Raw genomic sequence first — 25,351 nt, forward strand, 5'->3', positions numbered from 1 at the left:
ACATGACAACAGGTGCAACTTTTGAGAGTTATATCCATTATGTTTATCAGACATTATTAAATTTAAAAGGTGAACAAATTCAAGTTTCTAGAAATACAACTTTCTGTTTACCATCAGGCGAATCTTATGAAGTAGACATCTATTATGAATTCACACGTGTTGGTGTGAAACATAGAGTAGCTATTGAATGTAAAAATTGGAAAAAACCTGTTGACCAAGGTCGTATACTCGAGTTTCATCAAAAAATTAAAAATATTGGAGAAAATATTGTTGGAGTCATTATTTCCAGTTCAGGTTTACAATCAGGTGCCAAGTTAGTAGCCGATCGACACGGTATCATAGTTCTCAATGGAACTGATGTTCCAACTATCCCTCAACTATTGGCTAATCATATCAAAACAAAATTGATACCCGAAGCTCACTGCATAGGCGAACCTTTCTGGTTTATTGGAGAATTAGACAAAGACTCAACAGAGGGTACAGGAACCTACTATGCATTCCCAGAAAACTCCCCAGTCAAAATCCCCTTATTCTTTTCAAAAAAGCATGCTGAAATCTACCATACTCAATTACCTGACAAGGAAAATTTTGCTGTTTTCGGTATGCCTCAATATAAACTCAATGGGTTACTAGCTTTTGCTATCCCTCAAAAAGTTAAATTTGGTTTAGTTCGCACTATTTATGATGATGGAAAAGTCGCCCTTGAACCTATTTCTGCAACTAACCTCAAAGATGAATATTTACTTTAAAAATTATATAACTTTAATTTTTTATATTCAGAAGTTGAAATCATGACTCTTTTGAACAAGTTAGTAGAGATTGGAATCATACTTGCTGCTTCTATATGTGGCATAATAGTATGCTTCCAAGCCTTCTCGTGTTCCCATTGTTTAACTAAACAATTTCCTGGTATAAAGTTATTACCAAGAGATTCATAATCTATTTCTATCCATATTGATGTTCCCCATTTTTCTATAACTGGAACAAAATAACGCCAACTAGATAAAGAAAATTGTCTACTATATTTGGATGGTGAGAAATATCGAAAATCAAAAAGACTAATTCCTCCCAATTTTCTAACGTAAGGATAATGCATTGATCCTGAACTATTTCCCCAACGACTTTCATCAGAAATATCAGGTTCCGCAAGTATATAACCTGTCTCTAAGATTTTATTAAACCTTTCAATACTGGTTGTATGCCAAATCCCTGTAAGTAACTCTTGGGGAAATCTCATAACAAACTTATCCTAAAAATTAGAAAAAACAAGTTCCTTATTTGAATAAGGAAATGAACGATATTGTTTAATAAGCATCTATTATACAAGCAAGAGACATAATTATTACGTCTCTTATGAGGTGAATAGTTTTTTGCTGCAACGGATGGCTCTATATAAGGTTGTTGTCAGCTAACAATAATTTGCCCCATAACGACACTCCTATATTTTAAAGGCATAAAAAAACCACATCTTCGGATGTGTTTTTTGTTGTGATCTAAATTAGTCTCTAAACGTATTGATTTAAAAAATCAGCGGGGATAAATTTTAAATCCTGCTCTAATACATGAGTATCTAAGCCTTGAAGATGAATTCTGTAATCAGGAGAATTACCTGATACGTCTGTCATAAAACGCCCATGTCCGAAATCTTTATCAAATTTTTTCCATAAAAAATCAAAAAGGTTTTTATTGTTAATTAACAATAAAAATCCATCTTGCAACTGTTCAATCATAAGACCATTTGAATATTGTCCGCCCATCCTTTGCACTCTCTGTTTACAATACACTAAATGATTCTTTATGAAGGCTTTTTATAAATTTTCAACGCATAGATTCCTTTATTTAGACTTAAAGTCTAAAATCATTAAATAGCTTAGTAAGTTCAAGACACCATTCTTAATGCCTGCTCCAGTCCTCGTTGTTTAAGGTTTGCCCCAGCCCCAAACCATGCTGAATCCATCCGGTGACCGAGCTCAACCAGCCGATATTTATAGTCCACAAAATACCTATTGAACAACAATAAATTCTAAATTATTCGCTTTCACAATTATTTAGATAAAATAGCTTAAGATTTAAAAAAGAAGACCATTAATGATGAAATTTCTAACAGGGAAAATAGGCTCTACCAGATCTTTATTTTTTTCCGTAGGAGTAATGATTATATCCTTTTCTTCTATTATTTTAGCTACTAGTTCTTATGCAGAGACAAAACAAACCACTGATCTAACTTCTGATAAAGTCTCATTGATCTTCAAGGATAAATCCTTGAACTTATCATTATTTAGTCCTATTTTCTTAGAGCACGTTCCTGCCCCCCAACTTGAAAAAATAATCACAGAATTGAAACTATCATTTGGGACACTAGAGTCCATTGATATCACAGACGGAAAGGGTTTTGCTTATTTTGAAAAAGCTAAAGTACCCATTACGATTGCTCTTGACCATAATAATCAAATAAATACACTCTGGTTTGGCGCACCAAAATTCAATAATATTAATTTTGAAGAGACTATTAAAAGCTTACAAGATGCTGCTATCGGAAATAAATCTCTTTTAATTATTGTAGATAATAAACCAATTTTCTCTGAAAACAACAAGACTCCAATGGCTGTTGGATCTACGTTCAAACTGTTAGTTCTTAAAGCTTATGAAGAGGCTGTTAACACAGGAAAAATTAAACGTGATGAAATTATTGTACTGCAAGAAAATAGTCGCTCATTGCCTTCAGGAGTTCTACAAATACTTCCTGCAAACACTCCTGTAAATCTAGAAATACTTGCTCAACTAATGGTTCATTCTAGTGATAACACTGCTACTGATAGTCTTATTCATCTATTAAAAAAATCTAATATTGAAAAGTACTCTCCTAGAAATACTCCTCTTTTAACTACTAAAGAGTTTTTCCAACTTATCTCTTCCAATAATGAACTACTTAGAGCTAAATACAGTACGAGCAGTATCCCAGTTAAAAATCAGGTCCTTTTAGAATTAGGAAAATTGCCATTACCAGATACTAATAATATTGGAAAATCAGCTACATGGAAAGATGTTGAATGGTATATGTCAGCCGATGAAATTTGTAATACTCTTACAAGTATTAAAGATGCTCCTGCTCTGAATAGCTCGCTTAATCCTCTATTTAGAAATTTAAATTGGCAAAAAATTGGTTTCAAAGGCGGCTCAGAATACGGAGTAATAAATTTTTCCGTTATCGGCAAAACCCCAAAGGGTCATAAAGTTTGTGCAGTATTTACAGCAAATGGAGATGAACCACAACCTGAGTCTAAACTAGCAATATTATTCACAGGACTACTTCAGACAATTGACTCAATAAAGAGTGAATAGCTGTTTTAATTTCTTATTAATATTAAATGCATTAAAACTTTTCTTATCTAGCATATTTTAAATATGAATCAACACTAACGTTATTAGGTTAGTGTTGATTACCCTTATCTGGAATAGTATTCTGCTTTGATTCACGACACCATTCTTAAAGCCTGTTCCAACCCACGCTGTTTAATATTGGCTCCCACACCAAACCATGCTGAATTTAATCGATGATCACGGCTCATCGAACGGCGTTCATGATCAACAAACTCGGTAATACTACAAAGCAAACCATAAGCTGTGTCTTTGGCTGAACTTAACTCTGCTCCGCGTCCCTGTCCATTAAACATTTCCATAGCCTTCGACATGGCCCGACCATTTGGCTCAGATTTGGGGTTTGATTTTTTGTCCATGGATGCTGCTTTAAGGTAATACTGAATAATACTTTCTTCCTGATCTATAGTACTCATCGTCGTGTTATTAAACACTGCATCGAAATAAGTTGCTGCTTCTTGATGGGTCACTTTCCTTTGACTTAATTGCTTCATCTCATACATATGCTCATCCCAGGTTTTAATAGAAATACCCAACTGTTGCTTGATCTTTTCTGCATCAAATTTGGTGCTATGGGGTACTTTCACTACACCTTCTCCACTGTTTTGTCCTCTTATCGCAATACTTAAAGTGTTATTACATACCACCCGAACACTGGTGAATTGCGCCGTGGTCGCTAACGTACCATCGCATGCGGTTGCCAACAAAATGTAGCCATTACTAATATCTTTGCCTTTTAGTGCTGCCGATTGTCCTGTTCTTGCCAATGCCCAGAACTTACGTCCACCCTTTAATACACCCGCCGTTTCCAATTCAAAGCCGGATTGCTCAGTAAGGTCTCGGTAAAACTCTAGAATCTCTTTGGGCTGGACTTCCTGATAACGCTGACTCACCACCGATAACGGCGCATGAGTATCTGAACGATAAAGTACTCGCTGTTCTTCATAAGGCATCAGGATATTTTGTCCCCGTTCATTCTTTGCCATATAACTGACATTGGATGATTCTATTTGCCAGTCCATACCTGCCTGCTGTGCCCATACTTCTATTGGTTGATTCCGAGGGAGTTGATTTCCCAGACCATGCCAAGGGGTTTGGCCAACGAATGCCATTGTTTCTATTTGATGTGCCATGATTAATTTCCTTGATTAAATGATTTAAATAATTTGAAAGTTGTAAACAATGGGAATTACGCGAAGCCTGATTGCTGGATTTCAAAATGTTCCAGACATTGCTCACACTGGTAAAACAAAGTCACCATATTGTCTTGATGCTGAACGTAGAGCAGAAACATGCCACCGATAACCAAGCCCACAAAACCACCCACTAAAGGGTGAACGGGACTGCGTTTTGACAACTGTATACAGGCGGCTGCCAGAGACATTGGCGAGAATGATGAAAGCTTTGCAAATACTCCTGAACTAGGCTCGGTCTGGCGCAGTAAGGTGATATGTAATGAATGACAATAAGGACACTGGTGCATAGTCTTCCTGCTTAAATAAAAGGCATAAAAAAACCACAAGCAAATGCTTGTGGCTTGATTGGATTTATGTCATTTTTTAGATTAACGATTTACCTTTGGAGTTGCTAAACCTTTCTTAGCACAAGGTTGGATGCTTTCAATATATTGCCCATCACCAGTATCTTTAAAAAAACCATATTTAGATTTGATTTCTAAACATTGCCCTTTCTTATATAGTTTAACCTGTGAAACAACTTTGGCTGGTATGGCATAGCTATTTAAAATGATTTCGCCTTTAGTAGTTGGAAATACAACTGATTCTTCACCATAGTAAACATTAGATTTTAGAGTGACCTGCTCTGTTTTAGCGAAGGCAATAGAGCTGACTGAAAGGCTTAAAATTCCACATGTGATAAGTTTGATTGAATTCATGAGATTTTCTCTGATTAAGTAAAGTAATAATTAAACGAATGCTACAGGCCAGCTTTAATTAGTGACCAAAACATGGCTGGTATCCTTCTTTGAGGACTTGATTGCTATTCTTATCCCAGCTCACCACATACCAAGTACATTGGTAACGGTCAGAGTCCCAAGCAGCACGGTAAGTCATGGTATTACCTTGTTGACTCCAACCTTCAACTCGTTTTGCGACCTGCTCTGGACCAGAGCGCCCCCATACATTCATGAGATGCGAAACTAACATTTGGTCAATCGTAGGAATGGTTGCTTTTAAATCGGCTGGAGCAGATTTGATTGGTTTTATTCCGTAACGGGAAGCATTGGAACTTAAAGTTTTTCCTTCATGATACTCAGCATCTACTTCTGAACTGAGATGACCTATATTTGTATCTGCTGCTTTTGCCTTATCAACTGCGGCTATTGCACCTGCAACCACTTCATCCTCAACTTGTGAATTAGCAGATTGTGTTTCAGTATTTTCCGCCATGCTTTCAATGCCAGTGAAACCTGATTCAGCTGGTTCTGATGCTGCTTGTTTAGAAGAGGATTGATTTTGTAGTTTAGATTGTTCTAAAGCCAGTTGAGCTAATTGAAGTTCAGTTTGTTGCTTTTGATGCTGATTAAATAAAATCCCACCAACAATGAATACAATCATCATCACTACAGTTATCAGCCAATATAACGGCGGGATCTTTTTGGTTGAATTAACGTTGTTCTTTATCATGTTATTACCTTGAAATTGAGGATATATGGCACTTTAGGAGTGCTTTCACTGGGGTAATGTGTATTTGAATTTTTTTTATTTACGATTTTCCCATATGGTCATAGGCATAAAACAAAGCAAAGGACAGCATAAAAATCACGATATAAGCTGCATACCATTTCCAGCGCCGTTTGAGCCGTTGGGTATTAATCTTCATTGGCTACACTCCCAGATAGGCTTTTAATACAGCTCTGGCCTGATTGAGTTGTTGAGCCTGTTGTTGAATAAGCTGTTGTACTGATTCAGGTAAGCTCTGGTATTTATCGGGGTGGAAGTCTGCCATCTTTTTTCGGTAAGCGACTTGTAGAGTTTGCTCACTCAAAACCTCTGGCTGAATCTCAAGAAGTTTGCAGGCTTGTCGTTGTTCATTATTCAAATCAGAAACTTTATTCTGATTCATCTCACCCGCCATACATTGATAAATGATTTTGACGAGGTCTGGAAAAACTACCCTAGAGACATTCGTTACACGACACAAATGCGTCATAAAAAGATCAGCTTGGTCTTGCTCAACTTGACCGAGTGCCATGGCATAGACCAGTTGCTCAATCATCTCTCTACGGAAGTTATAGGCAAGGTCATCTTTCAGGTCTGCCAGACGATGCAACAGGTCTTCATAGTCAAAGCGCGTCTGTTCATTCAGTAGTTTCTCAACATACTGATGCACTGCCTTATCATTCAATTTAGTAAAATGATCGGATACCGCTTCTTTTGATCGGGTGTTCCATTGACCCGCATTAAACGTAATGAAGTAGGCAAACAAATCAATTATGATCCGTAACTCGGCATCAATTTTTATAATGGTCTGCTTGGTTTCTTGCTTGCCCGGACAACATTCATTTAGGAATGCAACCAAAGTACGAACTATGCCTTTATCAAGTTGACTAAAGTTCAGTTCATCCTGACCATTGATCAAAATAGAACTGGTTAGTATTCCAATATCAGCCTCTACCTGCTGGATGTGTTCAAACAGATAAGCTTGTTCATCTTCAAAGCTTTCTTTATAGAAAAGCCCCTTTGCCGTGAGGCACATCCCAGCCTTAGCACTGCCAAATACCGTATCATCAATTAGCATTAATACATCGTTGGGACTTACGCCATGAGGTAGGTAAGTCATAGCACCTTGTAGCTTTTTATTAGGAATGACAGGTGAAAAATAAATATTGTCGCTACCTCGTAACAAGGGTATCCACTGACTATGCTGGATTCGTTCCTGTATGGTCATAGTCATGCCCCTCTAAAAGAACCAACGTATAAAGATAACGGGCCAGACCAGAGCACGTCCTAGTAAGTAAGCGCCTGAGTAATGTCCCGGATACTCCCAAATGCAATACAGCCAGTAACCAATGACAATCGTGAAATAGAAGGTAAAAAATGGATGTTTCATGATCAAAACTCCTAAATTGAGTTGCATAAGCCCTTCCCGTTGCCCATAGGCAACAGGAAATGAGTGCTTCAATGATTTACTTAAGGCTTTAAATATCTGCTGCTAAAACTTGTCTACGCATTGCTCACCGGACTGATACACCACGCGGTCAAAATCAGTAGGAAGGTAGTTCACACGTTCAATCTGGCGCATAACAGTTTTTCCATAATGTTCTTCAACTTTGTCATAGACACAAGAGCAATAGCTGCGGCTGCCTCCCATGTTGTGACATCCCTGCTTCATACCCTTTTCAAAATCGGAAGAACAACCATTCATGATCAAAAAACTGATACCCACCACACCCATTAAAATTTTATTCTTCATCGTTATATCCAGTGACATGGTCATGGAGGTTTGGCTTTTTTAGGCAACAAGAAGCCCTGCCACGGTGTAGCTCACATGACATATTTATTAAGTTAAATTTTTAGACGAAAAAAACTAAAGCTTGAGAAACCAGAAGTTCATCAAACGCGTTTAAAACTAATCAGGCGGTGTAAAAAGAATATGCATAGCCAACTCCTTATATTTGGAGTTCTGCCAAAGCATTAATTCAGAATTATGGTGGCAGAACGAAAGAGGGGTTGACAGACTGATAGTAAAGAACCAGCACGCACAAGGCGTCCCCCCTTCCGTCCTACCGCAACAAAAAGAGGGACGGGTGTACATACATCGAAAAACAAGTTTTCAATGCACTTTACTATTCGGCCTGTCAAAGCCGACTGGCAATGTAGGCCAGCAGGCAAAGGATAATCTGCAATATTTAAGGTGTCAATCATCTATCGACTAAGTCGTAAAGTGATTGTTATTGTTTTTCATTAGATTAATTCTTTAAACTAACCATTAGGTAAATTTAAGGATGATTCAGTGTTTCGGTTAAAGTGTCTTGGTGGTCCACTGTATGGACAAGAATATTCTCATACACAGGATGAGTTTATTTTTAGAGACAAACAGACAGGAAAGCAGACGCGTTATCGAAAGCAGGCTTTAGACTTCACCCCACCCCAAGAGTTCTTTGTAGCAGAGTCAATTTCTAAAACTGTGGCCTACAATCTCGCATTGCAATTGATGAAATAACCTCATCAAACGCATTCAAAAATGTTTAATTTAGAGTTCAATGAGAGGGCTTTACCTCACCAATTTTATCGTTTTTATTACGCACCTGCTAACCAATAATTTATTTTAAAAACATTATCTTGCAACTAAGTCCGTACAACTTTCAAGGTCTGTTTTCAGATTTATGAACTACTAAAAACAACTGCTGACATGCATTTGGTTTACAATGAGATGGGTATACCTTCTAGATATAAAATACCGATTTAATTCTTCTTTGCTTTAGCTTCATAAGAAGACTAATTCAGTTATTTTTTACGATACTGACACATCATACGAGATAAAAATTACCGAATCTAGTTCGGTAGAAAAAGAGCATTACGATCTGCTTAAGTCCGTATATCGGATTTATCCAAATATGCTCGTATTTCCGAGAAGGTTAAAATTGCCGTATAGAAGTAGGCAAAACATGAACGGAGTTTAGGTTTTAAATTATTTATATATTCAATATAACTAACCTATGTATCTAACAATTCAATTATCCACTAGTACATACAATCTCGTATTCCAGATGAAATATATATCCAAGATATATTTCATCCATGATTAATACACATAACCAGAGTTTAGTTCTCCCCCTATGTCTCTGCTCACCAACATTCGAACAACAGGCAATCCAATCTATCCCATGGCGGGTAATACAGACATCCTAAGCAATCGATGCTGCTTATCCCACGCATGAAGACTGCTAGCTACTCTCTCAATTAATTCTTGAATGCTCATTGAGGGCACTGCTCAAACAGTGTCCCAAGGTGAGCTTTATCTAATTGACCCAAATACATCATCCAGCTTTCCATTGAGGTATATATCTATGAACCACTGCATGACTAAACCGAACTTAGCATCTACTGCTGGGCAATGGTCCTTAGACGACCTAGAAGCACTTCAGCTACTTGATCAGATTCAGGAAGATTATTCTTACTATGAGGTAAACAACGATGAAGGTAATCTAGTTGAATTTCGATTGTCTTCTCATCCTGAAACCCAATGTTTTATTGACCGCTTACAGTTAGGGATTCTTTGTCGTCAACAGCGTCCTTTAGCTTCATTGCGAACGACTAAAGGCATTCAGGGCAATAAGAAACTATCTGTGCAATATGCAAAAGATCTTCCAGTTCAATTGATCGTAGCATTGCCTTCAATCTTCTCTATGCCCGTGTCTGACACCTATACTGTGAGCGTAGAATTAGAAACCATTCATTCCGTTATTCAAGACTTAACGAATGCGGAGAGACTCATTCTAGGCACATTCTCTTCAACTAGTGCTTATACCAACGAACAAGCTCAAGCTTACGTGGATGCATTGAATCGATTTCAGAATCTACTGAATGAGAGAATGAACAGCGCTAAAGTCCGTAAACGATTGCATAACCGGAAAAACAGTCGTTTAAAGACCAAAGAGAAAATGATAGAGCTTGTACATGCCCTACTTCATGTACATTCCAAAATACTGGTTGTCAGAGTAGACCTTGGCATTATGCGAACTCCAGAGAGTTTGATAAACCACCATATTTCATCTGACCAATGGAAGTCTGAACAAGATAGCCAATTCATTATAAAAGCGCTTGAGAGACTTAATGAGAATGCCAGAAAGAATCGGATGAAGCATGCGCTGGGTTATATCCATCGTATTGAATACGGCCCCCAGAAGGGTTATCACGTCCATGCTTATTACTTCTTTGATGGACAAGATCATCAGGCAGATATCACTTGGGGACAGTACATTGCTAAACAATGGAAACAAGCAACCAATAATCAGGGTTCGGTATTTATCTGCAATATGAAGAAAGAGGATTACCGTTACTGTGCTTTAGGGATGTTAGATTATTCTGACGTAGAGATGTTAAACAATCTCGAACAGAGTTTTGATTATCTTTGCAAAAATGATCAGTACTTCCAATTTACGACACAGAAACGCATTCGTGGATTCCGTTGTAGTGAACTTCCAGAAATCCCAGAAGTTAAAATGGGATGTCCTCGGAAGTATGACCAATCGCATTTATGGATAAGTTAGATAGCTCTGTGAGCTTTCTTTGACTCTTATAGACTCCAAGTCGATATGGTTATATATACATCCACTTATCAAACCTTGGGTATAAACAACCCAAGGTATTTTTCTCTAAAAAAACAGGCCGTATCTAAGTAAAAACACACTTACAGTCTTATTCTTTAATCCTAGAAAATCCATTATTTAGCTAAATCGAGTAAATGATTAGCCCTAATATACTCGTCAATCAATTTAAGAAACTTGATTCTTTTTTTGCCTTTACGGACTGACTTTTTCGAAATATAAAAGATATCAATCCAATCTAACTTTAAGCCATGTTCATTTTTAGGAAACTCAAGAATAATAGGAAATATCAAATGATCGCCTGAAAACACCACAATGTAATCTTTGTCAGACACATCAGGGGTAATTGTTAAGTTGAAACTTATATGGTGATAATCATCTTCCAAATGGGGTAATTCTTTGCCAGCTTCGATCTCAAAAAAACGTTTTAAAAATTGACTATTATTCATAAAGACCCTTTCACCAAACTCTCTAGCTGTACAATGAGTTTATAGCTGAGTTGTTAACGCATATACCTTAAAGTTACATGAAACTTGCTAAGTAACAATTTGATTTAAAATTATTTTAAAGTTCTTTCAATAGTATCTAAAAGCTTAACTTTTTCGAAAAGTAAATCTGTAATTGCTGTCAGATTATTTTCAGGTGAGCGCCAATAAATACATAACCAACGTTCAGTACCTCTACGATAATTTTCAACTTTCTGATCTAGATATCGTGAATCAGTTTGAGTACCTAAAATAGAAAAAGCTTCTTCTTCCCGCTCAAGCGATAAGTTAAGGATGTAAGTAATCACTTTAATGACCGTTTGTCCATCCTCTTGTTTTATCAGTAACGTAGTATTAGATTTGTTTCCCCAAGCCTTATTATAAAAACGAATACCACCCCACGACTCGTACTTATTTTCAGATTCATAACCATCAATCATTTCATTAAGCTGCTGACTTAAGCTATCCACAACCTCACTAATAGTACTAGTCCGAAGCCGTTGAAGTTCCTCTATTTCCTTATAATGATCCAATATAAATTGTACACGATTCATATCTAAATTCTTTATCCGATAATAACTGTCTAAATGAAGTAAGAACTCACGAGCAAAGAGATTCCATTTATTCATTGGATTAGCCAACATTTGCTCTGCCAAATATGGACGAATACTATTTACAATTTGTTGATACGATAAACCAAACCAGCCTTTCTTCTCACTTTTCCCTGCAATACTAAGAATAACCCCTACAATTTGCTTATTCTTAGACTGATTTTTAGATTGAGCAAATTGGATGTAATCCTGAAAAGGATTATTTTGGTGATGATAAATTTTAGCTTCTAGCAAAAAAAAACAGGTATCTGTTTCTATCCATAAATCAATACGATTACCCTGATGAGTAACATACTCCCTTTCAAGTTTCGTAATGTTACCTAGATCTAATTTACTTAGGTTCTCCTCTTGTTGCAAAACATCGCAGAAACCTTTCCAAAATAAATCACCAAGATCATGCGATTCAGTTGGGTTCAGAAAAAAATCTAATAGTTCCGTAGTTGGATTTTCATAATGGTTACGAATTGCTGTATCAAAAAATGTTTTTTCCCGAGGAGGTATTTTATATTTCTTCGCAATTTTGAGCAGTTGCTTATAATGCTCAAAGGTAGGTAATTGCATATTTAATCCCTTAATTCCAAAGCATCAGTTGATCACATCAATCAGAACTACCATAAGATGGCTCAATGAAAAATCAAGTATTTGACAAGATGCTGTATGGTCTCGTAGCATGTTACCGCGTTAACCAACTAAAGTAACAATGTTTATCACCAAGCCCCTTCCCGACTTCTCCTCAAATTAAGCAATATTATATTTCAGCCCTTGAAATAATTAAAACTAAAACAATCTATTTATTTTTAATATTTTAAAAGAGCAATACATGAAACTTGATCTAACAGATAAAGAACGTTTATTTCTATCTAACCAATATGAAATCTTGGGCACCCTTAAAAATGAGGACCATTATCTACTTCTAGCAGAACAATTAAGAGAAGGGCATAAATGGCTATACCAACAAAGCTTTAATTCTCTTTATGAAAACCTCCCAGATGAAGATGCTGAGTTAGTACTCAATATTCTTCAAGTTTATAAAGCACTGCAAACTAGCTACAATGCTTTAAGTGATAAATCAGGTATCTCACTTCAGGATGTAAGTTTTGCTGGTTTTGACGGTAATAATGAATCAGAACTTATGGGGTTTGTGGATGCTTTAAACAGGGCCCACTGCTACTCCTCTATCATTCAAACTGGTGTGCTTAATTCGCACACTCCCAAAGCTAGTAGATATGAGACTATGATTCAGAAATGGCATGAGCTAGATAAATCTTATCAATTAACTAAAGAACAAATTTTATATATTTTAAGCCGATAAAATACTCACTGAGTAAAGCCCTAAGTGGGCTTTACTCAAAGGTTTAGGCTATCCAACTTGTCATAATTTCTTTAACCGTTTCAGATAGATTTTGCATTTTTGAATGCTACTCGCATTTCGATATATGCAAATCTCGAAGCCCAACCATACAGCAAGATTATTATAGAAACAAAGAGCATTTTATCAAATGTAATAGCATTTTTTCTGAGTATAAACATCAACAGATAAATTATTAGTAGTGTAAAAAAAACTATACACATATATGCCATAGAGCAGCATAACGTATATGAAAGTAACTTTTTGATTTTTCTATTATTGAAGCTCCACGGCTGTAAGTTTGGGGGAAGTCGTAAACTATTACGTACTTCTACTAACACAACTTTTACAATTTTTTCTAATGAAAGTTTATTCTTTGTTAACTTTTCAAGAAGCCGATCAATCAACACTAAACCAACTAGCCATTTAAGAATAAAAAGAAGAGTGGGAGGAAGACTAACCAAGTCTAAAACTAACTCTATTACGTTCATCAATATGTCCTCTTAAAATGTGAAAAAACTAATTTATCAAAAAAATAAAAAATGCGTTGAAATACGTGCAAAAGTTAAAAAATTCTATTAATTATTTCATTAAGCAGATCAAATAAGAAAAAATTCATGGAATGGACGAACTAAAGTTCTTTTTTTTTATCAATTAAACTTAATTTTAAGAAGCCCAACTCCACTAAATAGCTTACACATCAAAAATCCCATTAAAACAACTAAAATTACGATATCCTGACCAGTACATGACCTGCCAGCACCTAAATAAACTATGGTTTAAAAAACTCTTTTTTATCATAATGTTGTATGCTTACTAATGTTCTAATATATATTATTTAATCTACTTTTTATTAAATTATGATACCAGAGTATAACGGCAATGAATAACAGTGATACAGACAAAGCTATAGACTATGCTAGAAGTGAACTCTTTTTCATGGGATTTCCATCTGACTATCAAGAGAATAACGCCAGTAATGAGCAAATTCCTTATATTCTTGAACAACTAGGCATTTATGAAAGATATATTCTTGACCGCTATAGCCATCAAAAGTGTGACTATATAGACCCAATCTCTATAGATCCTAATCATATCGTCAGCAATGTAAATAATGAAGCACTCAAATATGAATATTTATACGATAAGGGAGAACAAACTCGTGTCATTACTCCCTATGATGACTATTTATATCTTAGGGATGAACTAGTAAAAAATCCTTTTGAAATTGGCAAAATGCCAGAAGAACTTCTTTTATCTTATTTATTTTGTTTATGTAAAGATACCCGTGAGATTTTGTGGAATGGCGACATCCAGGCCTGCTTATCTCAAATAGAAAAAATTGAAAAAGCAAACAAATTACTTCAAGGACTCCTCAAAAACTCATCATACCTTTTATTCTCACAGGATGATTGCGGTATAACTAATCGTGAGATGATGTATTTCTATCCGCTAGGTCAACAAGCCAGATACGTGGCAGATCCTGACTTTGGCGAAGATATGATTGAGTTATTCAATAAAAATAAATCTAGCCAACTCAATGAATGGCATCGTACTTTATTTATTAAAGTCATTAAAGAAATAAGCTGTGAAAAGAATAAAAAATGGAACGCAGTCAATGCAATTGTTAAAGACCCAATAGTAAAAACACAGTTTCGTGAAATCATGAAAGACCAACCCAAGCAGAATTTAGATTATGCTTTAGCAGGGCGTCGTGACTATAAACAGCTATATTCACAAGCCAAGGACAGACTTGAAAAAGAACTAAAAAAGAATGCTTGGTTAAATTCTTATGCTTCCAATACGGAACGCCGTTCCCATGCTCAGGAAAGACTAAAACACTTAGACATGTTAATCGCTGAACAAGAAACACTAGAAAAAAACTTTAAGCTTGGGAAATATACTTTTATCAAAAGAAATTCATATTCAGACGATGTGATAAGAGAATGGATCGAAAATGATGAAGACTTTATCAAAGAATTTATTCAAGCATAAGTAATATATTTTCCTACCTCAGACTCACCCATCCCAAATGAAACAATATCTGGCAGGATTCTAACTAAAGAATACTGCTAGGTATTCTTACTCAGCTCGTAAGTTTCAGCCTCTAAAATACTCACCATTTCAATCTTCCAAGCTTAAAAGATTAATTTTTTCACAAGACTTTTTAAACTATAAAAAATAAACTAAAAATTAATATGAAAAATCATAACATTTTGATTTTTAAAAGAGTTTATTTGGATAATCATAATCTCTCACAAAAAGAATAAAATAGTGAATAATCATATTTTTCAGTCACTTAAAAAACAAAAATATTTTTCCTACCGATAAGGAGAATCTTAAAGAAATATCGCTAAATCATTTGTAGGATTACTCACATCATCCCACTACACAGGAACTAAGAAAGATTTTAAAAGAGAAGGATTTGCCAGCTCCTTCTCTAGTCTCAACAGAATGATGATGAGTTTCAGGCATAGGACCCTTAACTCATTTCAAACACAGGTATGACAGAAATGATACAGCTAAGTAGGTAATCGCTTAGTCCAAAAGCAGTAGAGACATGACGGAGTTTAAAGCTAAGAAATTGAGGACATTGATCTGTGAAAATCAGGTCACCCTTGCACCATCTGATGTTTATCAATCAAAGTTTTTATACAGTGATTTTCGGTTAGATCAGATGCTAGATATACCTCACTTTGTTCTGGAGTGTAATAAGACCCTGTTGCCAGCAGCAACGGTCAAACAGACGGATCAAGGGAGGGAAGATTTTGAATATGAGGACTGGTTTAGACCATTCATTAAGATACTTGATGGCCTAATAAATACCAACCCTTATTTCTTAAAGCATTTCGATCTATGCGAAGAGACTAAATGTTTCTTTAAAACATTAAATGCTATGGATAGTCCTCCAAGCCTATACGGCTTGTTTGAAAGAAAGTTGAGAGGAAACCCAAGTAATTTGAAACAACGGATCGAGTTACTTAATGAATTTATTGAATTGTTACGTAAAGAGCTTAACAGCCCTACCGTGAAGGAAATTATCCAGAACAGAGAGAAGCAACAAAAAGAGAACTTTACGTCGTGTAAGTTGCTAGTAAGCAAGTTATTCCAGAAGTACGGTCAGTTATGGGTCTTACCTGTAGATTTTGCCTATACGCCAGATCAGCAAGATTTACAACACAATCATCCAACTGACCTGAAACAAGGATTTCATGGACCTCACCGGCTTGAGTTACTTAAACAACAGATCGCTCAATTCCTTGAGAACCGGCGACGTAATAAAACCCTAAAACAAATTGTAGGGTACCTCTTTAGCTTTGGGCATAGCCTTAAAAAGGGCTTCTTTGTCAAAGTGATCTTCTTTCTGGATAGCAATACTTATGGTCAGGCTGAGGATTACGTCAAGTACCTGTCTAAATACTGGAGCAGGCTGACGAATCAACAAGGCTGTACATATTTCTGCAACGGCGACTCAGGCCAATCCCCACAGCAGGGGATTGGCCTGATCAAAGAAACGGATAAAGAACAACGGGAGAATCTCATGTTGAGTATTCAATATTACTGTCAGTTAGAACAGTTTTTTAGACTGAAATATCTAGGAGAAAACTCCTATAAACGATTACAGATGAGCCAGCCTCCAGTAATCAATAAAGGCAAAGTTAAAGCAAGTGGTTTAAATCAGAACTTGAATGTAAAGAAGGGCAAATAAAATGTTAACTCAAAGTCAGCTTATACAAAGTCAGGCAATTACTGCTATGGCACAACTGCCTTATGGTCCGACCACATGCATTAATAGTCTTTATCAAACTTGCCAGCAAATCTTGAAACTCAAATCTATTTATTCACTACAAACTGATGAAGATGGTCAGAAACGTATGTATTTAAATCAAGCTGGATACAAGTTTGCTTCAAGCATATCAATCATTAAAGACAGTCCCTTCATGAATGGACGGATGATGCATGCCAAGATGAGTCCATTTCTAGAAGCCAGCTCTTGTTTCTTCAATCAGAGTGGACTCCTATATATCCCACCCAATCAAGAACTTAATCAGGATTTTATCCTGAATAACATTCAGCTCTTTAACGACTCCCTACTAACTCGCCAATATGATCATCAGCTTAACCATTGGAATGAGCAGTTCGATGAAGGTGAACAACGGTATGATCAGCTCATGAAAGAATTAAAAAAAGCTGTTAAAGGTTGCGACATGAATGAGGTGGTTTGTATCTATCCTTTAAACCCGCACTTGTTTTCCAATGTTGCATTTTCCAGCCAATCAACTTTCTCAGAGTCTATAGATGGAGAAATCACACGACTCATCTGCCAAAGTACAGAAAATGCAGTATGTGGTGTATTGGTTAAACGGGAAATAACTGTCAATTACCAACTCATCTGCCGTTATTTAGTCTTCACTGAATGTCAGTTTATTAACGATCCGTGCAATTTTACCAATCTAAAGTTCATGGAAGAGGTTAAACGTTTGGTAGAACCTAATAGTCAGAATCAGGTGGTATTGGCATCCAACCCCCTAAATGGATTTCTATTAAGTAACCGATTTATTAAGAAATCATCTGATTTCAAGGAACAGATGAAACGGTTAAAAGCGTATGTGGTGGGTACAGATAAGTTCATCAGAGTGGGTGGAACTCATCCTACTTTTAAAGTTTTATTTTCTAAAGCTAAAAAAGATTAACTATTGAACAACCCAAGAACTGGAAATACCATGGCTTATTTAACCTCAAAAGAAGTTCGAGAGCGTCTAAAAGGTTGTTCAGCAGCAACCCTTTGGCGCTATCAACAACCGAAACAAAAGTTATTCGTGAAACCCATGCCCGCACCTGCAAAAAAGGGGGCTGGCTCTATGAGTTTATGGGATGAAGATACTTTTAACGAATGGGAAGAAAAGTACTTCAAAAACAATATAGAGAGTCTGGCTACATAGCCAGACTTTTCAATTTATCCCACCACAATTGATATGCTTTAGCTTGGGGTTCAAGATAGTCATAAAGATCATATGTCCCCTGTTCTCCTGGCATAGCATGACCTACCATTAGCTCAGCAACATCACGAGATGTAAAAGCACTAAAATTGGTACGAGCAGTACGACGCAAATCATGTATAGACCAATGTGGCATATTGATATCATACTTTCTACGAGCATACTGCATTATGTTATACGGCAAACTTCCCGGACTCTTAAGACTCATCATCTCAGTCGTCCCGTCATTAACAAACATAAATTTTGAATCATTCAACGACATAGCTTGTTCAATCAATGGCACTATTTCTGGAATAATAGGGCGTATCAAAGGAAGCCCTGTATTTTTACCAGTCTTATGTAATTCTGGTGGAACGGTCCAAATCATTTTTTTCAAATCAATGAATGTCTTCTCTGATGTCCTTAATTCACCATTACGGCAACCAAAAAATAGACACAATTTTATAAAAAGTGCATTTTTCAGAGTCATTCTGGACTCATCACAAATACACCAAGCCAGCGTAATTTCTTCATCTGTTAAAATTCGTGTTCCTCGACGCTTCTTAATACCTAAATCATTTTTCCCAGAAATATGACGAATAGGATTGTTTTCTATAAGTTTTCTTTTGATACCCCACTCTAAACACTGCTTCGTATTTACCAAAATACGCTCAGTAATAGATTCAGATTTCTCCAAGTGAGCTTCCAATAGCTCCAACCAAGCATGTAAAGTAATAGAATCCACAGGTAAAGCACCAAACACAGGAAATACATAAAGTTCAAATGTTCTATGAATTTCTTCAGCCTGCTTTTTTTCTCTTAAGCAGTATTTCTCATGCCACGTTCCGTACAGTTCTTTAAATGTAACAGCCTCAGCAATTTTTACTTTCTCTACTTTTTTGTGAATCCGCGGATCATGTCCCTGCTCCAATACCGACTTCATTTTCAATAATTCAGCTCGGGCATCTTTTAAGCTCAGTAACGGATAACTACCAAAATCTAAACGTGCTTGCTTTCCGTTATAACGGAATCGCATTTGAAATGTAATTTTACCTTTAGGTGAAACTCGAACACTCAATCCATCTTGATCAGATTCAACAAGTGTATCTTCACGTTCTTTTCCTAAATTCTTCTTAAGCCATGTATCCGTAAGCGCCATAAGCAGACCTGTGTACAAATATTTATTAATCCAATTCAAAATCTGAAATTTGTACACAATAATGTACACAAATTAGATGACTTAGCTTGAATAATGATGAAATGGGTTGAATTACTACATTCAATAATTATGATTCAAAATTAAATAAAAATATATATTTGTAATTCTTTTTCTAGGGGAAATGAATGAAGATGAAAGGAGATGAATTGGACTCAAGCATTCGGGTGGGAAATGATGGCAAATGTGCGGCGTTGAGCAACCTGTGCCGCTAACTCATCTTTAAAACTCATGAAATACACCTACTGCGGAGATTGCAGTGCCAAAGATCTAAAGTCGATCAAAATAAAAATTGGCGTAATTGTAGCAGATTTATAGAACTGTTTAATGATTGTTGATATGCCATCAGTCACTCATAAGATTTTTGAACATTTTTTGAGAATACAACTTTGCTCATTAGAGATTTTACAATCAAAAAAGCCCATCCGATTGCGGATAGGCTTTTTTAGGACTTAGCTGAATATCTTATGCCAGTTTCTTTTCTTCAATAAATTGCACATCGGCAATTTGTACATCCCAGAACTCATTCCATAAAGCACAATAATCAATACATAGCTTGGTTAAGCCTTCATAATCATCTTTTGTAATTGCTTGCGCTAAGGCAAACCAGAGGTCATCCTGATGGTCATCATCAGCGGCCTCAGACGTTTCATCAGTAGATACACCATGCACATGGTAATATCCGCCTCCTTCAACATCGATATTCACAAATTTAGTCGCTTCACGTAATGGAGGACTAAAAAGAATAACCTCTTCTTCGGCAACTGCTAACAATGCAACTACATTGATATAACTATCATAAGAAGATTCTAAGAATGAACGGACCTGATCTGCAGCTTTTGATGGTTTATAATTACGACGATCAGCCTCTGTCAAACCATAATCATTAAGTAAATCTTCATACAATGGATAATGAGCATATTCAGGATTCCCCAAATAATAATCATCTTTACCCAATCCTGGTCTAAAACCGAATTCATCAAGTACATTTAAACTTAATAATACCCGTGGAAACATTTTAGCTCCAGAATGGAGTTTTGGTTCCAGTTGTTTTGTTTGGAACTGCGCTTGTAATAAAGCATCAGTAAAAATCTGTACAATTGCATGACGATATTCTAAATGAATATGAGTTAAAGTATCCTTATCTAGATAACCATGATTTAATATTTCAATTGCAGGATGTTTACAAACTGGTAATTCTGCAATTTTATTTCTTAACTGTTTGAGAAACTTTAAATTTTCTTCCCATTGTTTTGCAGGAATACTATTTCTCATCCCCTGCAATGCTTTTTCTCGTGGATTATTAAAATCTTCAAATTTTTTTGACATAATCATTCTCAATAAAAAGTTTTTTCTTATAGTTAAGTGGGGGATTCCCTTATTTCAATTTGCATTCAATTGCTAAAATAAAATCCATATACCCATCCTTAACAACCTGATATTATGTCTATTAACTCAACAAATCAATGGATTAATTAATAATATTTAAAAAAGTAAATTATTGCCAACCAAATATATAAAATATTATTTTTTAAGATTAACCAAACTATTGAATAAATATAGTTTTTTAAATATTATAAAATAAGTTTTATTTAAGCTTTAACACTTACAATAGCAAAGTTAATCAAAAATATTCGCGACGGTGAACCCGATGACAAAAAGAGAAAATATTATAACAACAGCAACATCCCTTTTTAACCAGAAAAGCTATACATCTGTTGGTGTTGATAAGATTATTGCTGAGTCCAATGTGGCAAAAATGACTTTTTATAAGTACTTTTCTTCTAAAGAAAACTTAATTGAAGAGTGCCTTCATGAAAGAAATTTGGAAATCCAATCTTCAATATTAGGAAAAATTAATAATATTAACAATCCGTTAATTAGACTTAAAACTATTTTCAACTGGTATATCGACTGGATTAATGCAGATGATTTCAATGGTTGTTTATTTAAAAAAGCCACCATTGAGGTTCTACAATTGTACCCGTCTATTAAAGATCAGGTTAATAAATATCGAGAATGGATTTACAAATTGGTTTTCTCAACATGTGTAGAATTAGAAATCAAAGATGCCCATACGCTTACCAATCTTTTCCTTAATATTATTGATGGCATCATTATTGATGGCACAATAAATAAATCAAAAATTAATTCTGAACAAACATGGTCTTATATAACAAAGCTTATTAATTTTGAAGAAACTCAAGCGTGCTCCGCCGCTTAATATATCAATTTAATAGTTTTAGGTGTTTTGTAGAAGAATTAAAATATCATTAAAAAAATGAGTAGAGCATGAATTACAGCTCTACTGATAAAATCTATCTAAATTATTGTCACACCCCCCTATAAAAGCAAAGCCCCTGCTATTTTAAACACAGGAGCTACTCTCACTTTCTTTATTTTAATTTTATAATTTATATAAATTTAAGGAGTTAAAATAAGAGTTTTATTAAGAATAACTAAACCTTTACTACTTATAACTATGCACATTTATATATTATTAATCCATCGCGATATTCCGTAAGAAATACTCCAATAACGCATCTCTATCATCCACACTGTTTTCACCTAAAAGCTGAACCATAGCACCGTCCACCACAAATAAAAACATGTGTGCATCTTCTTTTGAGGCCTCTGAGTTCTTTGTTAAAAGCAGTCTATAAATCTCGCTAATGAGCCAGTTTCTGTACTCAACCACTACTTGATAGGCCTTTGGGTAAAGCTTTTCAATTTCAAAAATAGCTTTAAATAGCAAATGATAAAGGCCTTCTAAATCTGCATGTAAGAAGTAAATTTTGCGGAGTTTTTCAATTACGGTTAAGCCTTTCTGAACATAAATGATTGAAAGCACCTCTTGTTTTAAACCATCCTTTTGAAAGGTTAAGCTCATTTCAATGAGCCTTTCTTTTGAGTGAAAGTAATTATAAAAGGTAGCTTTGGGGAGTTTTGCTGCTTCAATAATTCGGTCCACCCCGACTTTGTGAAAACCATAATTATTAAAGAGATATCTTGCAGAATGGAGCACGCGTAAAGCACGAAATGGAAGATCTAAATGTTGCATAGTTTTACCGTTATAAAAATCAGTTCTTGTTGTGTCTCAATGAGATAAAACTGCCTAGGCTCTTGTTTTAAGCAAAAAAAGGCATGCAAAGGCCCTCGAAAGACTGCCTCAGCGCATCTCAAGTTTTATTGTTGATATGATTTTTTGGTCGTGACGAGCTAATGCTTGAAAACCCAAAGGTCATCAAACCGCGCTATAGACTAGTCTGGAGGTATAAAAATAGAATGCATAGCCAACTCCTTTATATTGGGAGTTCTGCCAAAGCATTAATCAAGAATTATGGTGGCAGAACGAAAGAGGGTTAGCAGACTGGTGAAAGATTTAACCAGCACACCCGAGGGTGTCCCTCTCCCGTCCTACCGCTACGGGAGGAGACGAGGAGTTTACGCATAAGACTATCCCTCAGACGGAATAACTCTGATGCGATCTTTCATCACGGTCTGCTAAAACCGACTGGCAATGTAGGCCAGCTTGCAAAGGATAATCTGAGAGTTTACAGGTGTCAATGTAGCTTTTATGACAAGATTTTAAATTTCTTATTGTTTTTCATTAGATTAAATTAATTATTAGTTTAAATATTATATACAATCAAATAGTTTTAATTGAAAAATTTATTGAGAAATCAGTCATCAGTCTTTTAAAAAAAATTGGAGTAGCCTAATCCACCCATTAAGACTAAGCAAAATGAGCACCTTGAGACTCAATGAGCTGATCAACCTGAACTGGCATCCCCAATAAATAACCTTGGAATTGCTGACATCCTAAACGGATTAAAATCTCAACCTGCTGCTGAGTTTCCACGCCTTCTGCCGTTACGGTTAAACCTAACTTTTTCGCTAAATGAATAATACTTTCTAGAATAACTTCTTCTTTTGAACCCGGTTTTAAATCAACAATAAAGCCACGGTCAATTTTCAGCTCGTCTACGGGTAAATCTTTTAAATATAAGAAGCTCGAATGCCCTGTTCCAAAATCATCAATGGCAACACGAATTCCCATGTCACGTAAGCGCTCACAAGCTCGGATACTCAAGTCTATATGCCGCATTGCAGTTGATTCAGTAATCTCAACAATTAAGTGATGAGGTTGAATTTGATATTTTTTTAATAATGCTTCGAGTGTACTAAATAACTTTTTATTTTCAAATTGTAGTGCCGATAAGTTCACAGCGACTGGATAAAATGGTGTGTTACTGCGCTCCCACTCCTGAATTTGCAGGCAAGCCTGCTCAAGCGCCCAATACCCCATTGGAATGATCAAACCCGTTTTTTCCGCACCTTCAATGAACATATGCGGAGTAAGTATTCCTAAAGCTGGGTGATTCCAACGGATTAATGCCTCAACCCCACAAACTTCAAGATTGGTATTAAATTTTGGTTGGTAATATAAGATGAACTGTTTTTCTTCTACGGCTTTATAAAGATCATTGATCAGTTTCGACTGACTTCTTGTTTCTTGCTGATGGGTTGAATAACTAAAGATGGTATACGTATTCCGACCTTGCTCCTTAGACATGAGCATGGCGGCATCAGCGTTCATGAGTAAGTCCTGAACATTCTGTCCATGCTCAGGAAAGAGTGCCACACCCAAACTTGCAGAAATATTAATTTCCTTACCAGAAATTTGATAACTTTCCTGAATCAGTTGTAAAACTTTCTCGGCTAAAACAACTGCTTCGTCTGCATTTGTATTTTCTGCAATAAGCAAAAACTCATCACCACCAATTCTAAGTAGCTTACATTTTTCATTGAGTTGCCAATGCAAACGGTTCGCCATTTGAATGAGTAATTGATCACCGACATGATGTCCAAAAGCATCGTTAACCGATTTAAACCGATCTAAATCAATATATAAAAAAGCAATTTTCTGGTCTTTATAGCGATGATCCGAGAGTAATACTTCTGCATAATCAACTAAGTAAAGACGGTTTGGTAGTTTAGTTAAATTATCTTGTATAGAAAGATTAGCTAATTCTTTATTTGCCTTACGCAACTCTAAATTTTGTTGAGTGAGGCGCTGTTCCAACATCGCGACAATAAAACTTGCGACCAGTACCAGACACGTGACCAAGATAATCGTAAATAATAATAGGTCATGTTCAGCCTGATATTGGCTAATAAATTTATCAGTAATATTCGTCGCAATGAGCGCTGTATAATGCATTCCCATAATACTTAAGGTCATCATAACCGAAAATGCGATTTTCAAAGTTAAACGATGACGTTCGGTATCTTTTAATTTATAGACTAATAAAAATGCCAGCCCTGAACCGCTCATCGCAATTAATACAGAAAATAATAGCAAGAAAGAGGTGTAATCTTTTTTGTAGATATTAATATTCCAGCCCAACATACTAATGTAATATGAAGCTGAAATTCCGATTCCCATAATAATAGAGCTTAAAATGAGCCGGAATAAAGGTAGCGTAAAACGTGAAGTCAACCACATGGCGATGCACGATAGCAAAGCACTAATGGCAAATGAAACGGTAATTAAAGGAATATTCGAGTTGACTGTTTCAAACAGATGATAAGCTTGTATACCAATAATATGAACAATGCTAATTGCTGATGCCAGCAATAATCCATTGATAAATAAAATTAAAAACTCAAATTTTTTATAGATTTGCTTGAATATTAATTGTTCCATGGAAATTACAAGAAAGCAAATGATGCCAGCTGCAATAAAAGAGCCGACGATCAATGTGCTATCGTAATCAACATGACCCATAGTGGACTTCCATGATTATTCAATACTTTTTTTTATTTTGTTCAACTCATTGCCCAAAATACAATTAAACATGTTAAAGAAATTTTAGTAAATTTGACTTATTCAGTCAGTTATAAACAATAACATTATCTATCTTTTGGTCAAGTATTTTTTACTTTATAAATCAATAGAGTAACCAAAAATTAAGCAGCCAATTATATGAAAAATATAGAATTTCTTTAATCCAGTTGAGTTGTCTCAATGGCTCTTTTC

Annotated in this window: 26 protein-coding genes and 1 pseudogene; 10 read left to right on the plus strand and 17 right to left on the minus strand. The window is 35.7% G+C overall.

Features of this window, described 5'->3' with window-relative positions; all coding sequences use genetic code 11:
- The first annotated feature begins 2 nt into the window (after positions 1-2).
- Positions 3-749: a restriction endonuclease gene (locus tag RMB03_RS01040; RefSeq protein ID WP_311073240.1), complete on the plus strand. Its 747-nt coding sequence runs from the start codon at positions 3-5 to the stop codon at positions 747-749.
- Here the strand turns inward: RMB03_RS01040 and RMB03_RS01045 are convergent.
- Positions 746-1,237: a hypothetical protein gene (locus tag RMB03_RS01045; protein WP_311073242.1), complete on the minus strand. Its 492-nt coding sequence runs from the start codon at positions 1,235-1,237 to the stop codon at positions 746-748. The two genes, RMB03_RS01040 and RMB03_RS01045, sit on opposite strands and share 4 nt — an antisense overlap.
- Before the next feature lie 268 nt (positions 1,238-1,505).
- Positions 1,506-1,757 (minus strand): hypothetical protein, encoded by a 252-nt coding sequence (locus RMB03_RS01050; protein WP_311073244.1) that lies wholly within the window; start codon positions 1,755-1,757, stop codon positions 1,506-1,508.
- A 331-nt stretch (positions 1,758-2,088) separates the two neighbouring features.
- Between RMB03_RS01050 and RMB03_RS01055 the strand changes: the two genes are divergently transcribed.
- On the plus strand, positions 2,089-3,342 hold the full coding sequence (locus RMB03_RS01055) for a serine hydrolase (RefSeq protein ID WP_311073246.1): 1,254 nt from the start codon (positions 2,089-2,091) through the stop codon (positions 3,340-3,342).
- A 131-nt stretch (positions 3,343-3,473) separates the two neighbouring features.
- On the opposite strand, the gene RMB03_RS01060 is transcribed toward RMB03_RS01055, so the two are convergent.
- The 7 genes from RMB03_RS01060 to RMB03_RS01090 all read right to left on the minus strand — a co-directional run bounded on the left by RMB03_RS01060 (position 3,474) and on the right by RMB03_RS01090 (position 7,812).
- Complete coding sequence (locus RMB03_RS01060; protein WP_311073248.1) at positions 3,474-4,511, minus strand: DUF932 domain-containing protein; 1,038 nt, start codon at positions 4,509-4,511, stop codon at positions 3,474-3,476.
- 56 nt (positions 4,512-4,567) lie between these two features.
- Complete coding sequence (locus RMB03_RS01065) at positions 4,568-4,861, minus strand: hypothetical protein (protein ID WP_311073250.1); 294 nt, start codon at positions 4,859-4,861, stop codon at positions 4,568-4,570.
- Between the two features lie 81 nt (positions 4,862-4,942).
- Positions 4,943-5,272: a hypothetical protein gene (locus RMB03_RS01070; RefSeq protein ID WP_311073252.1), complete on the minus strand. Its 330-nt coding sequence runs from the start codon at positions 5,270-5,272 to the stop codon at positions 4,943-4,945.
- A 58-nt stretch (positions 5,273-5,330) separates the two neighbouring features.
- Positions 5,331-6,023, minus strand: a complete 693-nt coding sequence (locus RMB03_RS01075) for a hypothetical protein (RefSeq protein ID WP_311073254.1) — start codon at positions 6,021-6,023, stop codon at positions 5,331-5,333.
- A gap of 199 nt (positions 6,024-6,222) precedes the next feature.
- Complete coding sequence (locus tag RMB03_RS01080) at positions 6,223-7,287, minus strand: molecular chaperone DnaJ (RefSeq protein ID WP_311073256.1); 1,065 nt, start codon at positions 7,285-7,287, stop codon at positions 6,223-6,225.
- Positions 7,288-7,299: 12 nt separating this feature from the next.
- Positions 7,300-7,449, minus strand: coding sequence for a hypothetical protein (locus RMB03_RS01085; RefSeq protein ID WP_002056795.1), 150 nt, complete (start codon positions 7,447-7,449; stop codon positions 7,300-7,302).
- Between the two features lie 102 nt (positions 7,450-7,551).
- Complete coding sequence (locus RMB03_RS01090) at positions 7,552-7,812, minus strand: hypothetical protein (RefSeq protein WP_311073600.1); 261 nt, start codon at positions 7,810-7,812, stop codon at positions 7,552-7,554.
- Positions 7,813-8,352: 540 nt separating this feature from the next.
- On the opposite strand from RMB03_RS01090, the gene RMB03_RS01095 reads away from it, so the two are divergent.
- Both RMB03_RS01095 and RMB03_RS01100 read left to right on the plus strand, forming a co-directional pair.
- Positions 8,353-8,562, plus strand: coding sequence for a hypothetical protein (locus RMB03_RS01095; protein WP_311073260.1), 210 nt, complete (start codon positions 8,353-8,355; stop codon positions 8,560-8,562).
- An 832-nt stretch (positions 8,563-9,394) separates the two neighbouring features.
- Positions 9,395-10,612, plus strand: coding sequence for an inovirus-type Gp2 protein (locus RMB03_RS01100; protein WP_311073262.1), 1,218 nt, complete (start codon positions 9,395-9,397; stop codon positions 10,610-10,612).
- A gap of 173 nt (positions 10,613-10,785) precedes the next feature.
- On the opposite strand, the gene RMB03_RS01105 is transcribed toward RMB03_RS01100, so the two are convergent.
- Positions 10,786-11,118: a hypothetical protein gene (locus RMB03_RS01105; RefSeq protein ID WP_311073265.1), complete on the minus strand. Its 333-nt coding sequence runs from the start codon at positions 11,116-11,118 to the stop codon at positions 10,786-10,788.
- Between the two features lie 110 nt (positions 11,119-11,228).
- The gene (locus RMB03_RS01110) at positions 11,229-12,326 is read right to left on the minus strand and encodes a PD-(D/E)XK nuclease family protein (protein WP_311073266.1); all 1,098 of its coding nucleotides are present in this window, start codon (positions 12,324-12,326) and stop codon (positions 11,229-11,231) included.
- 259 nt (positions 12,327-12,585) lie between these two features.
- Between RMB03_RS01110 and RMB03_RS01115 the strand changes: the two genes are divergently transcribed.
- Entirely contained in the window at positions 12,586-13,077 is a 492-nt protein-coding gene (locus RMB03_RS01115; protein ID WP_311073267.1) for a YfbU family protein, read from the plus strand.
- A gap of 80 nt (positions 13,078-13,157) precedes the next feature.
- Here RMB03_RS01115 and RMB03_RS01120 read toward each other — a convergent pair whose 3' ends face one another.
- Entirely contained in the window at positions 13,158-13,604 is a 447-nt protein-coding gene (locus tag RMB03_RS01120) for a hypothetical protein (RefSeq protein WP_311073269.1), read from the minus strand.
- 391 nt (positions 13,605-13,995) lie between these two features.
- Between RMB03_RS01120 and RMB03_RS01125 the strand changes: the two genes are divergently transcribed.
- From RMB03_RS01125 to RMB03_RS01140, 4 genes are all read left to right on the plus strand, one after another.
- Positions 13,996-15,108 carry a hypothetical protein gene (locus RMB03_RS01125; protein WP_311073271.1) on the plus strand — a complete coding sequence of 371 codons (1,113 nt, stop codon included), beginning with the start codon at positions 13,996-13,998 and terminating at the stop codon, positions 15,106-15,108.
- A gap of 565 nt (positions 15,109-15,673) precedes the next feature.
- Entirely contained in the window at positions 15,674-16,822 is a 1,149-nt protein-coding gene (locus RMB03_RS01130) for a hypothetical protein (protein ID WP_311073273.1), read from the plus strand.
- A gap of 1 nt (position 16,823) precedes the next feature.
- Positions 16,824-17,807, plus strand: a complete 984-nt coding sequence (locus tag RMB03_RS01135; RefSeq protein WP_311073275.1) for a hypothetical protein — start codon at positions 16,824-16,826, stop codon at positions 17,805-17,807.
- Between the two features lie 30 nt (positions 17,808-17,837).
- Complete coding sequence (locus RMB03_RS01140) at positions 17,838-18,056, plus strand: hypothetical protein (protein ID WP_311073277.1); 219 nt, start codon at positions 17,838-17,840, stop codon at positions 18,054-18,056.
- On the opposite strand, the gene RMB03_RS01145 is transcribed toward RMB03_RS01140, so the two are convergent.
- From RMB03_RS01145 to RMB03_RS01150, 3 genes and pseudogenes are all read right to left on the minus strand, one after another.
- Positions 18,049-19,251, minus strand: coding sequence for a site-specific integrase (locus RMB03_RS01145; protein WP_311073279.1), 1,203 nt, complete (start codon positions 19,249-19,251; stop codon positions 18,049-18,051). The two genes, RMB03_RS01140 and RMB03_RS01145, sit on opposite strands and share 8 nt — an antisense overlap.
- A 215-nt stretch (positions 19,252-19,466) precedes the next feature.
- Positions 19,467-19,541 (minus strand): annotated as a pseudogene (locus tag RMB03_RS21025) (hypothetical protein); the annotation flags it as partial.
- Positions 19,542-19,773: 232 nt separating this feature from the next.
- Positions 19,774-20,637, minus strand: a complete 864-nt coding sequence (locus RMB03_RS01150; RefSeq protein ID WP_311073280.1) for a hypothetical protein — start codon at positions 20,635-20,637, stop codon at positions 19,774-19,776.
- 322 nt (positions 20,638-20,959) lie between these two features.
- Here RMB03_RS01150 and RMB03_RS01155 point away from each other — a divergent pair, with 322 nt between their 5' ends.
- Positions 20,960-21,532: a TetR/AcrR family transcriptional regulator gene (locus tag RMB03_RS01155; RefSeq protein ID WP_311073281.1), complete on the plus strand. Its 573-nt coding sequence runs from the start codon at positions 20,960-20,962 to the stop codon at positions 21,530-21,532.
- A 276-nt stretch (positions 21,533-21,808) separates the two neighbouring features.
- On the opposite strand, the gene RMB03_RS01160 is transcribed toward RMB03_RS01155, so the two are convergent.
- Together RMB03_RS01160 and RMB03_RS01165 are read right to left on the minus strand one after the other, a co-directional pair.
- Positions 21,809-22,369, minus strand: coding sequence for a TetR/AcrR family transcriptional regulator (locus RMB03_RS01160; RefSeq protein WP_311073283.1), 561 nt, complete (start codon positions 22,367-22,369; stop codon positions 21,809-21,811).
- 675 nt (positions 22,370-23,044) lie between these two features.
- Positions 23,045-25,099: an EAL domain-containing protein gene (locus tag RMB03_RS01165; RefSeq protein ID WP_311073285.1), complete on the minus strand. Its 2,055-nt coding sequence runs from the start codon at positions 25,097-25,099 to the stop codon at positions 23,045-23,047.
- Positions 25,100-25,351: the final 252 nt, after the last annotated feature.

Source organism: Acinetobacter sp. V91_7 (genome assembly GCF_031799075.1).
In the GTDB taxonomy this organism is placed as follows: domain Bacteria; phylum Pseudomonadota; class Gammaproteobacteria; order Pseudomonadales; family Moraxellaceae; genus Acinetobacter; species Acinetobacter calcoaceticus.